The sequence below is a fragment of the Micromonospora sp. FIMYZ51 genome (genome assembly GCF_038246755.1).
GTDB lineage: Bacteria > Actinomycetota > Actinomycetes > Mycobacteriales > Micromonosporaceae > Micromonospora.
On sequence record NZ_CP134706.1, the window covers coordinates 623,303 to 636,695 of the forward strand.

Sequence of the window (13,393 nt, forward strand, 5' to 3'; positions counted from 1 at the left end):
CAAAGGCGACACGTGACGGATGGCGGTCATGGGGGTAGGCGCAACCGGGCAGGTCAGCTTACGGCCGGACCGTCGCGAGACCGGGCGGAGCCGGAACGACGCGCTCTGGCTCTTCGCCGGGCACGGCGTCCGGGCGCGGCGGGGCGGAACCGGCCTCGCCGCCTTGCCGGCCCTGATGGCGCAGGCCCGGACGTTTGCGGAAGCCGCCAGCCGAGTCGCCACCGGCCCCTATCCGGCGTTCGACCAGCCCGCCATGCTGGCCGCCGCGGTCGCCACGGTCGCCGCCTGCCGGCGGCAGGGCGGCACGCCGGGCGGCGTCCTCGGCCACAGCTTCGGCGAGTACCCGGCACTCGTCGCAGCCGGGGCCTGGTCGTTCCGCGACGCGGTCCGGGTGGCCGTGGCCCGGGGGCAGGCGATGGCCGACGCCGCCGACGGCACCGGCGGGATGCTCGCCGTGATCGGGCTGGCCGAGGCGGCCGTCCGGGAGGTGTGCGAGGCCCGGGCCTCGGATCCACGACTGCTGACCGTCGCCGCCCACAACAGCCCCACCCAGACCGTGCTCACCGGCGAGCGTCGACTGCTGAGCGAGGTGGCCGGCGAGTGCCGGCGTCGCGGGGCACGACGAACCCGGTTGCTGCCGGTGCCGTTCGCCGCCCACTCCCCGGCCATGGCCGGGGTACGGGAGCGGGTGGCCGAGGTGGTGACACGAGTCCGGCTCCACCGGCCAGCGGTGCCGTACTACTCCACCGTGACCGGAGCACCGGTCGACGACCCGGACGAGCTACGCCGGCTGCTGGTTCGCGCGGTGACCGAGCCGGTGCGGTTCCGACAGGCCGTGACGAGGGCCCTCGCCGACGGCTATCGGCGGGTCCTGGAGGTGGGCACCGACTCGCCGCCAGCGTTGCTCGGCCTGCTGGCTGAGACCTGCCGGGTCGACCTGCCGGCGCTACCGATGCCCCGGTTGGCGGCGGTCGCCGCGGACGCCGACGCGCCGGCCGGTCGCCCCTACCACCCCGGCATCCCTCGCCACACCGAGCCGCACCAGACAAGGAGTCACCTGGAATGACCCGCCCGACCTGTGCTCAGGAGGAGATCCTGGGCCACATCGTGGAGATCCTCGCCGAGGAACTCGCCGTACCTGCCGAGAGCGTCGTACCTGGCGCACACGTCTTCGACGACCTGGGTCTCGAGTCGCTCGACCTGCTCACCCTGATCGCCATTCTGGAGGAACGGCTGGGCATCACCGTCCTGGACGAGGAGATCGGCCACATGGCGACCGTCCAGGGCGCGGTCGACGTGGTCGCCGGCAAGCTGACGCCGTGACCCGGCGGGCCGTCGTGACCGGCATCGGCCCGGTGACCCCGGTCGGTACCGGCCGTCGGGACTTCTGGGCGTCGCTCGTCGCCGGCCGGGCGGGCATCGGGCCGATCACCCGGTTCGACCCGTCGGTGCTTTCCTCCCGGATCGCCGGGCAGGTGGACCAGGCGTCACCTGCCGCCGTCCACCCGCCGGCCCGCCGAGCCGAGCGGTTCAGCCTGCTCGCCCACGAGGCGGCCCGGTTGGCGCTCGCCGACGCCCGGCTCGCCCCGGCCGACGTGGACGGCGACCGCGCCGCCGTCGTCCTCGGTAGCGCGTACGGAGGTCTGAGCCGGGTAGAGACCGATGCGGTGGCCCTGCGGACCCGTGGCGCCGGTGCCGTACTGCCCCACCTGAGCAGCTCCGGTTCCCTCAGCGCCGCCGCTGCCCTGGTGTCGATGGCGTTCGGTTTCACCGGCCCGGTCGAGTGCCCGGCCGGTGCCTGCGCCACTGGTGCCCAGGCGGTGGCACGCGGTCTCGACCTGATCCGGCTCGATGCAGCCGACGTCGTGGTGGCCGGCGGCACCGACGCCGCCCTGTCCCCGTTGTTCATGGCGTCGTTCTGCGCCGCCCGGGCGCTCTCCCGCCGCAACGACGACCCGGCGGCGGCGTCCCGGCCGTTCGACCGTGACCGGGATGGTTTCGTCTTCAGCGAAGGGGCGGTGGTCCTGGTGCTTGAGGAGTACGAGTTCGCGCGGGCCCGTGGTGCACCGGTGCTTGCCGAGGTCCTCGGCCACGGGGAGGCCGGGGACGCCTACAGCCCGGTGGCGCCCCACCCGCAGGGAGCGGGGATTCTGCGGGCCATGCAACGGGCGGTGCGGGCCGCCGGAGTCACCCCGGCCGAGATCGGCTACGTCAACGCGCACGCCGCCTCGACCCCGGTCGGGGACGTGGCCGAGGTCCACGCGATCCGGACGTTGTTCGGCGGCGCTCCGCCACCTGTCTCGTCGACCAAGTCCATGACCGGGCACCTGTTGGGGGCCGCCGGTGCGCTGGCGGCTGCGGTGGCGGTGCTCACCGTCGCCACCGGCTGGATCACCCCGACGATCAACCTTGAATCGCCCGATCCGCGCTGCGACATCGACGGTGTTCCACACCGGGCGCGTGAAAAGAAGACCGAGGTCGCGATGTCGAACGCGATCGGACTCGGCGGCATCAACTGCGCCCTGGTGTTCGGCCGGTAGGACGACAACTTTTTCCGGAGGAGAGACATGACGAAGAACCAACGCCGCTTCGGCCCCAGCGCACTCGTGGTGGAACTGAACGATCTCGCTGTTCAGGCCGCCCATCCGGAGCGCGGTGACCTGCTCGACGGTGACCTGACCTCGCTTATCGAACGGAACTTCACCCTGACCTCGGATCAGCAAGCCGGGGTCGAGCGGCTCCGCGCCGACGAGGACGGGGTGGAGCTGCTCCGACGACTGATCCTCGAGGCGGCCCAGGACGGCGCGAACGGGCAGTTCGTGGTGGTCCACCAACCAGCGCCGAACAGTCGGCTCGGCTACGTCCACACCCTGCGCTACGAGCGGACGAACGCCGCTGCACCCGACGCCGACCGCCCGAGTCGCGAGCTGTCGGCGACCGAGGTCTCCACGATCGGCATCGCCCACTGCGACGCCGACTGCCGCAACTGGGGGTGGGGTCTACAGCGCTGACGGCGTACCTGGGCCGGTCAACCGGCGGAAAGCGTTGCGGCCCTGACCACCGCCATCGCCTGCGCGGCCACCGGCGCTGCCGGTTATGCGTTGCGCGGCACCCGCCGGAACAGCTGACCCGACGCCCCTGCCGTGCCTTCGCGGCCTACTCTGCCCGGGTGGAACTACGCCTGGAATCCGCGTTCGTGGTCTTCGACGCCCAGGACTCCGGATGCGTCTCATACGGCGTCGAGGCGGCCGGGCGTCGCTGGTTCGTCAAGACAGCAACCACCGAGCCCGGCCGCCGTTCATTGCTGCGGGCCGCGACGTTCCACGCCGTGGTCCGGCATCCGGCCATCGTGCGCCCCGAGCACGTCCTCGACGGGCCGACGCTCGTCTACCCGTGGCATGCCGGCAAGGTGTTGAACCACGCCACCGTCCACGGCTCGGACCGCAGCGCACTGGCTCGGTTTCAGCAACTGCCGTTGCCTGAGGTCGACCTGGCCATCGACACCATCCTCGACGCTCACCTGACTGTCACCGCTGCCGGCTACGTGGCGGTCGACCTCTACGACGGCTGCTTCCTCTACGACTTCCGGGCCCGCCAGCTGCGCCTGATCGACCTCGACGAGTACCGTCCCGGCCCGTTCACCCTCGACACCGACCGCCTCCCCGGATCCCGCCGCTACATGGCCCCCGAGGAGTTCGTCCGCGGCGCGGTCATCGACAAGCGCACCACCGTCTACACCCTCGGCCGCATCATTCACCACCTTTTGGACTCCCCACTCGGCTGGCGCGGCTCCCGCCACCAACACCAGGTCGCCGTACGCGCCACCGCCACGACACCCGCCGACCGATACCCCGACGTGGCGGCACTCACCGCCGCCTGGCGTACCACCCGGCCGAACCCGTAAGGCGCCAGAACCCGCCGCGCACCTCGACCATCCGCGCCTGACGCCGGTCGGTACCGACCCGGGTGTTCGGTCTGCGGCGGCGGCTCAGCCCAGGCTGCCCGGCCCGACCAGGCCGGTTTCGTAGGCGACGATCACCAGCTGCGCCCGATCCCGTACCGCCAGCTTGGTCAGCAACCGCCCGACGTGCGTCTTCACGGTGGCAAGGCTGAGACCGAGGTGCTCGGCCAGTTCCGCGTTGGACAGGCCGCGGCCGATGAGCGTGAGCACCTCCCGTTCCCGCTCGGTCACCCCCGCCAGCCGTCGCGGCAGCGGCCGGGCCGGCGCGGGCCGACGCGCGAACTCGTCGATCAGCCGGCGGGTCACCGTCGGCGCGAGCAACCCCTCTCCGGCGGCCACCACCCGGATGCCGGTCAGCAGGTCCGCTGGCGGGGTGTCCTTGAGCAGGAATCCGCTGGCTCCGGCGCGCAGTGCCCCGTAAACGTATTCGTCCAGGTCGAACGTGGTCAGGATGACGACCCGGGTGCGGGTTGTGGCCGGGGCGGCGCAAATCTGTCGGGTCGCCTCGATGCCGTCCATCTCCGGCATCCGCACGTCCATCAGCACCACGTCCGGCCGGTGCTGCGCGGTAAGCGCGACGGCCTGCACGCCGGTGCCCGCCTCACCGACCGTGGTGAGATCTTCGGCCGAATCGACAAGCAGCCGGAAACTGCCGCGCAGCAGCGCCTGGTCGTCAGCGATCAACACCCGGATCACGCGGCCACCCGGTAGGGCAGGCTGGCGGTCACCGCGAAGCCGCCACCGGAGCGTGGCCCGGCGTGGAACTCGCCCCCGTGCAACGCCACCCGCTCCCGCATGCCGATCAGCCCATGCCCCTGCCCGCCGGTCAGGACCGGACGGCGGCCATCGTCGGTCACCTCGACCCTGACCTCGTACGGCGTGACGGTCACCGTCGTCTCGCAGGCGGCCGGCGCCGCGTGCTTCACCACGTTCGTCACCGCTTCCTGCACGATCCGGTAGACCGCCTGGCCCACCGACTCCGGCACCGCTGCGGCCGGTTCCTCCCGCCGCACGTCCAACCGGATGTCGACACCGCCGATCGCCGCCTGTCGGGCGAGCACGGGCAGCTCGTCCAGCCCGGGCGTCGGGGCGTACGGAGTGTCCTCGCGCAGTGCGCCGAGCACCCGGCGGATGTCGGTGAGCGCGGTGCGGCCAGTCCGCTCGATCACCCGTAGGGCGTCCCCCGCCTGACGCGGGTCGGCCTCGGCGACGTGGTTGGCGACGGCCGCTTTGACCACGATGAGGCTCAGCGTGTGCGCGACGACGTCGTGCAGTTCCCGCGCCACCCGTAACCGCTCCTCGGCGGCGGCCTGGTGGACCAGGTGCTCGCTCTGACGGGCGGCGAGGGCGCGGCGCTCGCGGACCAACCAGCCGATCATCCAGGCCGGCGCGATCATGACGGCGGCGTAGCCGACCGCGCCGGTCCCCGACCAGAGATCACTCTCGGTGAACACCAGGGCGACGCTCACCAGAGCGAGACAACCGGCGCCGCAGAGCAGTGACCGGCGCATCGCCGTCGACACCGCCACCGTGTAGACGGACAGGCCGATGGCGAGCCCGGGCGCGGCGGCGGCATAGTTGGGAATCACGCCGGTGATCAGGGCGACGGTGGCGACGCAGCTGATCACGACCGCGACGGTGATCGGCCACCGCCGCCGGACAGCCAACGGCAGCCCGAGGGCCATCCCGACGAGCACCGACACCCAGAGCGGCTCGCGTACGCCACCATGCAGCGGCGATTCCAGTGCCGCGTACGGGCCGAGCAGCCCGCCGACCGCCACCGAGAGCACGGCGTCCACGATGGCCAGCTCCGCTGGCCGCAGCCGCCGAGTCAGCAGAAGGGCGGTCACCTGTCGAAGCGTATCGGCCGGCCGGGCCGACCGCGTCCACCTGCGGGCGGTCATCCTCGGGCATGACGTCCGCAGCGATCCGGCCCCGGGATCCGCCCAGAGTCGGGCCGGCAAATGTCCACACCGGCACGACGCGCCGCACCTGCCGGAACCGGCACCCTGGCGGTCATGACTACCCAGACGGTGGCCCTGACCGGGCTGCGGGCGGTGTACGGCACCGGAGCACGGCAGTTGACGGCGCTCGACGGCGTGACGACCAGCTTCGCGAGCGGCACGTTCACGGCGGTGATGGGCCCGTCGGGCTCGGGAAAGTCCACCCTGCTGCACTGCGCGGCCGGGCTGGACCGGCCGGTCGAGGGGACCGTCACGATCGACGGCAGACGCCTCGACGACCTGAACGAGGACCAGCTGACCCGGCTGCGCCGCGAGCGGATCGGCTTCGTCTTCCAGGCGTTCAACCTGGTGTCCACGCTGACCGCGGCGCAGAACGTCGAGTTGCCGCTGCGCCTGGCAGGGCGTCGTCCCCCGGCCCGGGACGTCGCCGCCGCGCTCGACGCGGTGGGACTGGCAGACCGGGCCGGGCACCGACCGAGCGAACTGTCCGGCGGTGAGCAGCAACGCGTCGCCGTGGCCCGAGCGTTGATCACCCGCCCGGCGGTGGTCTTCGCCGACGAACCGACCGGGGCCTTGGACAGCGCGGCATCCCGGCAGGTCCTCCGGCTGCTCCGGGCACTCGTCGACGACCACCGGCAGACGGTCGTGATGGTGACCCACGATCCGGCCGCCGCCGCGTACGCCGATCGGGTCCTGCTGCTCGCCGACGGTCGCGTGGTGGACGAGCTGACCGGTGGGATCACCGCCGCGGTCGTCGCCGCGCGGATCGCCGACCGGGAGACGGTCCCGGCGGGAAGCGCCGTGGAGCCGTCGTGCTGAGCCTCCGGCGGTCGGCCGGCGCGTTCGTGGCCGTCGCCGTCGGCGTCACGCTTGTCACGGCGGCTACCCTGCTGCTCGCCTCCGGCCGTCCGCAGGTGCCCAACCGGCTGGCGTACGCGGCAGTCGTGGTGCAGAGCCCCGAGGCCGGTGCGCCGGCCGACACGTTCGCGCCGACCCGGCCCTGGTCCGCCGCCAGGACTGCGGAACTCACCAGCAGGCTGGCCGAGCTGCCGGGTGTCACGGCGGCGGTGCCGGACCGCACCTTCTACGCCCAGGCGCTCGTCAACGGCCGCCCTGCGGGCACCGGTGCGCAGCGGGAGGAGGCCCAGCAGGGACACGGCTGGTCCAGCGCCCGGTTGGGTGGATTCCGTCTCACGGCCGGAGAGCCGCCCCGGCAGGCCGGCGAGGTGGTCGTCGACCGTACGCTCGGGCTGCGTCCCGGCGGGGTGGTCACCCTGCTCACGGCGGCGGGCCCGCAGCCGTACCTTGTCACCGGTCTGGTCGACGCGCCCGGCGTCTACGTCGCGGACGAGGTTGCCGCCGCGCTCGCACCCGGCGTCCGGGCCATCGGTCTGCTTCTCGCGTCGGGCGCTGACGTCGAGGAAGTCGCCGAGACAGCTCGCGGTGTCGTCGGCGGCGACGGACAGACGCTTACCGGTGACGGCCGCGGCGCGTTGGAGCCTCGGGGTGACGCCCGAACCCGCTGGATCGGCATGCAGGTACTCACCGCCACGGCGGCTCTCGCCGGCTTCGTCACGGTCTTCGTGGTCGCCTCCACCTTCGCGTTCACCGTCGCGCAGCGCCGTCGCGAGCTGGGACTGCTGCGCGCTGTCGGCGCCACCGGCCGTCAGGTCCGCCGCATGGTCCACGCCGAGGCGCTCGTCGTCGGCGCCACGGCCGGGCTGGTCGGCGTCCTGGCCGGCGCGGCGCTCGCCCCGGGCCTGGGTCGGCTGCTTGTCGACGTCGGCTTTGAGCCGGCGACCTTCCACGTCCGGTACGAACCCTGGCCGGTCGCGGTCTCCTTCATCACCGGCCCGGTGATCGCGCTGCTGGCCGTCTGGTCGGCGTCGCGCCGGGCGGCACGCGTCCGCCCGCTTGAGGCGTTGCGCGAGGCGGCGGTGGAGCAGCGGCCGATCGGACGGCTGAGGATCGCCACCGGGGTGCTCCTCGTCGCGGCTGGGGTCGCTCTCAGCCTCGGCACCGCGACGTCCGACGAGGCCCGCGACGCCGCCACGTTCGCCCTCTACGCGGTGATGGCGCTGGTGGCCGGTGCCACCGTGCTGGCTCCGACGGCCATCGGCCCGCTGCTGCGGCTGCTGCGGTGGCCGGTGCGTCGAAAGGGCGGCGCGATCGGGATGCTGGTCCGGGCCGGGGCGTCGACCGCGACCCGGCGGACGGCTTCGATCGCCGCACCGGTGCTGCTCACTGTCGCGTTCGCGGTGCTGATCTCCGGGATGGTACGCACGACCACGGCTGCCTACGCGGCGGCCCGGGCCGACAACGTAAACGCCGGCTGGGTCGTCGTACCCGACCGCGCACCGGGCCTGTCGGACCAGGCCGTCGCGGCGACCGGGGGCACCGCCCTGCTGCCGACGACGGTCTTCGAAGGCGACCCGGACTCCTCGCCGGAGAACCGGCCACTCACCGCGCTCGGCGTGGATCCGGCGGGCTTCGCCGCCGCGAACCGGGCGCTCACCGTCGTCGCCGGCTCGCTCGACGAGTTGCGCGGCGACGACACGGTGGTCCTGCCCGCCTCGGCGAACAGACAACCGACCGAACCGTACGCGCTTGTCTTCGCTGACGGTGAGGTGGTGTCGCTGCGCGTCGTCGCGGTCGTCACCGACGACTCGATCCCCGGCGACCTGCTCCTGCCCCGATCGGTGGTGCGGGCGCACGACCCCTCGGCGCTCACCTCCGCGGTGTACGTCTCCGACCGGATCGATCCGCCAACCGGAGCGCGGATCGTTGACGTATCCGGGTGGGCGGCCGAGGCGGACCGCGCCGAGGATCGCCTTGTCTGGCTCACCACGCTGCTGCTGATCGGAGTCTCGGCCGGCTACGGGGCTGTCGCGGTGGCGAACACGTTGCTGATGGCCGCCGCCGGCCGGGTGGCCGACCTGCGGCTGATCCGGCTGGCCGGTGCGACCCGCAGGCAGGTCATCTGGCTGGTCACGGCCGAGTCCGCCCTGGTCGTGCTGATCGGCGCACTGCTCGGAGGGGCTGTCGCGTTCGTCGGTCTGCTGAGTATCCGTGCCGGCCTCGCCGAGCAGGCTGGCGTACCGGTCGACCTGGTGCTGCCATGGTCCGTGGTCGGCGGGGTCGTGGGGCTCTGCCTGCTGCTGGCGGTGCTGGCCAGCGCGCTGCCCACCTGGCGGTCCCTACGCCACCGTCCCGCGCGGTCTGCGGGGTGAACCCGTGCCACCGCACGGCGGCAGCGTGGAGTGGCCCCGCTTACCTCGCCGTGGTGCGGATGACTGGAAGCCGGCGTGGCATGTCCGGTCAGCGGGTCGGTGGTGTTCGTTCGTCGGCGAGGTGTTTGGTGATGCGTAGCAGCACCTGGCCCGGTGGCCCGGTGACGAAGGTGGCCGTGTCGGCGAGTGCGGTGATCAAGGGCAGTCCACGACCACCGATGGTGAGCGGGGCGGGCAGGTCGGCGTCGAGGCCAGCGCCGTCGGGGGTGCGGCCGTGGTTGCCGACCTCGAGCAGGCAGACGTCGTCGTCGATGCTGATGGTGATGTCGACGTCGCTGTCGGCGTCGGCGTGTATCACCGCGTTGGCGCAGGCCTCGCTCATCAGCACGGCGAGGTGGCCCCCGATGTCCTCGTGGGCGTCGGTGAGGCTCAGCAGGGTGGCCAGGACATGGCGGGCACGGGTCACCGAGGACGGTTGGCGTGGGAGGGACAGCGTCATGCTCACCCGCACCGCGCGACTCCTCCCGACCCGTACCTGGCCCGCCGGACCACCGCTGACACCCTGAGGCGGGATGCTCCGGTTCTGATTAGCGCTACCCGCGGTCGCTGAGGTGAAACGGTTTGGGAGCGGCTGGGCGGGCACCGGCCGGCGGTGGTTTGCCGGCCGGCGGTGGTTCGCTGGCCGGCAAAATAGGATAAGCGGGGATCATCGGCGTCGGGAGGTTGTGGTGGATCTGCAGTTGTCGGTCCGGCCGGGCCGTGGTTGCACCGTTCTCGAGGTGCACGGTGAGCTGGACATGGCGACGTCCCCGCAGTTGCGCGAGGGTCTGCAACGGGTGGCCGACGCCGGTGACCGCCGGGTGGTGGTGGATCTGGCCGGGGTGGGATTCATGGACTCCAGCGGGCTGGGCGCGCTGGTGGTGATGTTCAAGGCGTTGCGCGAGGCCGGGGGGCGGTTGTGCCTGGCCGCGGTGCAGCCTGCCGTGCACAGCGTCCTGATGGTCACGTCGGTGGACCAGGTGATTGACGTCTATGGCAGCGTGCAGGCGGCCGAAGCGGACATGTCGTCGAGGGACGCGACAGCCAGCTAGTCAGCCGGGCAGCGCGGCGCTGGCGCGCGTCTGGTCTGCGCCGGCGCTGGTACTCCGGTCCTCGCTGTGCCTGCCGTGCCAGTCGACGATGAACAGGGTGGCGTCGTCGGCCAGTGTCGGTCCGCTGACCTCGAGCACGGCGTCGGCCAGCGCCCGGACCGCCTCGCGCGGGTGCAGGCCAGCGATCGACCGCAGCATGGCCGGCAGATCCAGACTGGCGGCGTTGCGTTCCCGCACGCCGTCGGTGACGACCACCAGGCGGTCGCCGGGTCGCAGCGTGACCTCACCGGCGCGGAAACCGGACTCGGCGAACATGCCCAGGGGGAGATTGCCCGGCAGGGGCAGCGCCCGGGTGTCCCCGTCGCGTACCAGCATCGGCGGCACGTGCCCGGCGTTGAGCAGCGCGCACACCCCGCTACGCAGATCGAGCCGGCCCAGCACCGCGGTGATGAAACTGCCACGCACCGTGCTGTGTGCGGCCACGTCGGCGTTCGCGGCCTCGGCCTGCGCCACCAGGCCCACCGCGCGGCGGCGGTTGTTGCGCAAGCTGCCCACACCCAGGGTGGCCGTCAGCGCGCTGGCCACCCCGTGGCCCATCGCGTCGGTGACGCTGAAGTGCAGCACGTCCCGGGCGAGGCTGTAGTCGAAGGTGTCCCCGCCGACGCTCGCGGCGGGCTCCAACCAGCCGGACAGCGTGAACGCGCTCGCCTCACACGTGAACGAACCCGGCAGCAGGCGCCGCTGGATTTCCCCGGACAGGGTGAACGGGGTCGTGCGCTGCCCCCACTCGAACAGGTCGGTGTGCCGCCGGTTGGCGATCACCACGAACGCCAACACGTGCGCCGTGCGGGAAATCTCCTCCAGATCACGGGCATCCGGCTCGCCCGGCAGGACCATCTCCAACAGGCCGATCGCCTCATCGCGGCCGGTCACCGGCGCCCACACCGTCCACCCGTCGGGCTGCGCGACGACCTGCACCGTCTGGGTGCGCAGCGCCTGTTCGGCGGGGCCGCCGTCGAACGGCAGCACCGTGGCGACCTCGTCACCGTTCCGGCGTCCCTCATCGGCACCGTGGAGCGGCAGGTGGGCCAACCGGACCAGCGCCCGGCCGCTGAGGTCCGCGATCAGGAACGCGACGGCACGTGCCCTCAGCGCCGCACCGAGTTCCCGGGTGACCGCCTCGACCGCCTCGACCGGCGAGGCGTTCTCCGCCGCACCCAACATGTCAGCCATTGTCTGGCCCCGACTGCTCTCCACTGTCGGAGCCTACGAGACCCGGCCGGTCACCGCCGAGCACCACCACCGTCACCGCAGCGTCGACAACCCCGATGACCGGCGGCCAGGAAATCTAGGTTGGAACGGCTAGACATCTTCTGCGGCATGGCATAGTCTTCTTCGAGTCGAGAGGAAAGGACCGTCAAGACGCAGACGGGCCGTCCGGCCGTGAGGACATGACGGGCGGCGAGGAGAGGAACATGCTTCACCGTTCCTCCCGAGAGGCAGTAAGAGCACGTCAGTTCCGGCGTGACACACGCCGGGTGCAGGTGGGGCCAAGGCTCTTTCAGGGCTCCAGCTGATGTTCGCCGCACGTGTCGGGGCTGTGAAGTCGCGTGGGTTCCGGCACCGGCGGACCGTACGACCGCAAGGGAAAGAAGTAGCAGAGGGAAAGGGAGGGCCGTACACCGTTGGATCGCCCGCCGTCGGCCGTCATGTCAGGCCGGGCGGACACCGCAGTTTCCATCGAACGAGAGGTGGTCTCCGGTCACGCATATGCGATCCTCGCACCCGAAGCCGTCAATGACGGCTGGTGCGGATACGACAAGCCGACGTTCCTGTCGGTAGATGGTGTTCTGACCCGTAACCCTGGGCCCCGGCGCTTACGCGCCGGGGCCCTCGACGTGGAGGTGACATGGGGCAAAACCCCGACGACATGTTCGGCGATGAGAACTACCCGGCCTACACCATTGGCCAGGCCGCGGAGATGCTCAACACCACGCAGGACTTCCTGCGCCGCCTGGACGAGGCGAAATTGATCAACCCGCACCGCTCCAGCGGCGGGCACCGCCGCTACTCCCGCTACCAGCTGCGCCTGGCCGCCCGGGCCCGCCAAATGGTCGACGACGGCACCGCCCTGGAGGCCGCCTGCCGGATCATCGTGCTGGAAGACCAACTCGAGGAAGCCCTCCGGCAGAACGAGAAGCAGTAGCGAGGGCCGCGGCGACAGGACCGACCAGCCCCACCCCTCGCACCTCTTCCCATCCCGACCGACGACCGGGACGCTGTGCGTGGCTGCCGGTCCGCGGCGTCGCGGTCTTACGCCGGCCGGCGTGCCCAGGACCGACGACGGATCATGTGCTACGGTAGCCGGGTTGCAGTTTTGATTTCCGTAGACGTCTTCCGGCGCCTGATGGGGCATCTGAAACCCATTCAGGCGCTTTTCGTTTTTCGTGTCGTTTCGACGCGGGTAATCAACGCGGCGGCGTAAGGGTCCGCACAGTGCGGTCTCTAACAGCCTGCGAAGGAGCAGACATGACTACAGGTACCGTGAAGTGGTTCAACGCCGACAAGGGCTTCGGCTTCATCAGCCCGGACGACGGCGGCGCCGACGTCTTCGCCCACTTCTCCGCGATCTCGGCGAGCGGCTTCCGCAGCCTCGACGAGAACCAGAAGGTGGAGTTCGACATCACCCAGGGCCAGAAGGGCCCGCAGGCGGAGAACATCCGCCCGCTCTGATCCACATGCTGTGAACGGCGGCCCGACTGGTTCAGCGGGCCGCCCTTCGGCGTCTCATGCGCTCACCACGACATCGCAAACTCGTCCGATCGGCAGAAGGCCAGCCATCTCGGTGTGGAGCCAGCCCAGCATTGCCCCCGTGTCCTCCTCCTGGATCGATTCGGGCCTCGGCCGCCCCGGCCGGCCGGGACGGCGCAGGCCAACGCGGGCCACTCCCTGCCACCCCGGGCAACGCACAGGTCGCTAGACTGGGCCCTCGCGCCCTCGTAGCTCAGGGGATAGAGCATCGGTTTCCTAACCCGCCGCTCCATTTGTGTCCGCAGGCTGATGACCTGCGGCTTTTCTCTTTCCAGGGGTTCTGCGCCGGTCGCACGCGCGCCGCTGTGATCGCCTGCGGAAGCTCAGCGAAGTGCG

14 protein-coding genes are annotated in these 13,393 nt (G+C 71.7%); 10 read left to right on the forward strand and 4 right to left on the reverse strand.

What is annotated here, in order from left to right; translation table 11 throughout:
• Positions 1 to 28: 28 nt before the first annotated feature.
• The 5 genes from QQG74_RS03010 to QQG74_RS03030 all read left to right on the forward strand — a co-directional run bounded on the left by QQG74_RS03010 (position 29) and on the right by QQG74_RS03030 (position 3,904).
• A complete protein-coding gene (locus tag QQG74_RS03010; protein ID WP_341718763.1) occupies positions 29 to 1,066 on the forward strand; it encodes an ACP S-malonyltransferase in 1,038 nt (345 codons plus the stop codon).
• A complete protein-coding gene (locus QQG74_RS03015; RefSeq protein ID WP_341718764.1) occupies positions 1,063 to 1,323 on the forward strand; it encodes an acyl carrier protein in 261 nt (86 codons plus the stop codon). Before QQG74_RS03010 ends, QQG74_RS03015 begins: the two co-directional genes overlap by 4 nt.
• Positions 1,320 to 2,540 (forward strand): beta-ketoacyl-ACP synthase II, encoded by a 1,221-nt coding sequence (locus tag QQG74_RS03020; protein WP_341718765.1) that lies wholly within the window; start codon positions 1,320 to 1,322, stop codon positions 2,538 to 2,540. The genes QQG74_RS03015 and QQG74_RS03020 overlap by 4 nt, the downstream gene beginning before the upstream one ends.
• Positions 2,541 to 2,567: 27 nt before the next feature.
• Positions 2,568 to 3,011, forward strand: coding sequence for a hypothetical protein (locus QQG74_RS03025; RefSeq protein WP_341718766.1), 444 nt, complete (start codon positions 2,568 to 2,570; stop codon positions 3,009 to 3,011).
• Between the two features lie 158 nt (positions 3,012 to 3,169).
• Positions 3,170 to 3,904: a serine/threonine protein kinase gene (locus tag QQG74_RS03030; RefSeq protein WP_341718767.1), complete on the forward strand. Its 735-nt coding sequence runs from the start codon at positions 3,170 to 3,172 to the stop codon at positions 3,902 to 3,904.
• Between the two features lie 84 nt (positions 3,905 to 3,988).
• Here the strand turns inward: QQG74_RS03030 and QQG74_RS03035 are convergent, their stop codons facing one another.
• Positions 3,989 to 4,657, reverse strand: coding sequence for a response regulator transcription factor (locus QQG74_RS03035; protein WP_341718768.1), 669 nt, complete (start codon positions 4,655 to 4,657; stop codon positions 3,989 to 3,991).
• Complete coding sequence (locus tag QQG74_RS03040) at positions 4,654 to 5,811, reverse strand: sensor histidine kinase (RefSeq protein WP_341718769.1); 1,158 nt, start codon at positions 5,809 to 5,811, stop codon at positions 4,654 to 4,656. The genes QQG74_RS03035 and QQG74_RS03040 overlap by 4 nt, the downstream gene beginning before the upstream one ends.
• 168 nt (positions 5,812 to 5,979) lie before the next feature.
• On the opposite strand from QQG74_RS03040, the gene QQG74_RS03045 reads away from it, so the two are divergent.
• On the forward strand, positions 5,980 to 6,744 hold the full coding sequence (locus QQG74_RS03045) for an ABC transporter ATP-binding protein (RefSeq protein WP_341718770.1): 765 nt from the start codon (positions 5,980 to 5,982) through the stop codon (positions 6,742 to 6,744).
• Positions 6,738 to 9,155 (forward strand): FtsX-like permease family protein, encoded by a 2,418-nt coding sequence (locus QQG74_RS03050; protein ID WP_341718771.1) that lies wholly within the window; start codon positions 6,738 to 6,740, stop codon positions 9,153 to 9,155. Before QQG74_RS03045 ends, QQG74_RS03050 begins: the two co-directional genes overlap by 7 nt.
• Positions 9,156 to 9,243: 88 nt before the next feature.
• Here QQG74_RS03050 and QQG74_RS03055 read toward each other — a convergent pair whose 3' ends face one another.
• On the reverse strand, positions 9,244 to 9,654 hold the full coding sequence (locus QQG74_RS03055) for an ATP-binding protein (protein ID WP_341718772.1): 411 nt from the start codon (positions 9,652 to 9,654) through the stop codon (positions 9,244 to 9,246).
• A gap of 229 nt (positions 9,655 to 9,883) precedes the next feature.
• On the opposite strand from QQG74_RS03055, the gene QQG74_RS03060 reads away from it, so the two are divergent.
• On the forward strand, positions 9,884 to 10,246 hold the full coding sequence (locus tag QQG74_RS03060; protein ID WP_341718773.1) for an STAS domain-containing protein: 363 nt from the start codon (positions 9,884 to 9,886) through the stop codon (positions 10,244 to 10,246).
• Here QQG74_RS03060 and QQG74_RS03065 read toward each other — a convergent pair whose 3' ends face one another.
• Complete coding sequence (locus QQG74_RS03065; protein WP_341718774.1) at positions 10,247 to 11,503, reverse strand: PP2C family protein-serine/threonine phosphatase; 1,257 nt, start codon at positions 11,501 to 11,503, stop codon at positions 10,247 to 10,249.
• 652 nt (positions 11,504 to 12,155) lie between these two features.
• On the opposite strand from QQG74_RS03065, the gene QQG74_RS03070 reads away from it, so the two are divergent.
• Positions 12,156 to 12,452: a helix-turn-helix domain-containing protein gene (locus tag QQG74_RS03070; RefSeq protein WP_341718775.1), complete on the forward strand. Its 297-nt coding sequence runs from the start codon at positions 12,156 to 12,158 to the stop codon at positions 12,450 to 12,452.
• Between the two features lie 323 nt (positions 12,453 to 12,775).
• Positions 12,776 to 12,979, forward strand: coding sequence for a cold-shock protein (locus QQG74_RS03075; RefSeq protein WP_013283833.1), 204 nt, complete (start codon positions 12,776 to 12,778; stop codon positions 12,977 to 12,979).
• Positions 12,980 to 13,393 lie beyond the last annotated feature (414 nt).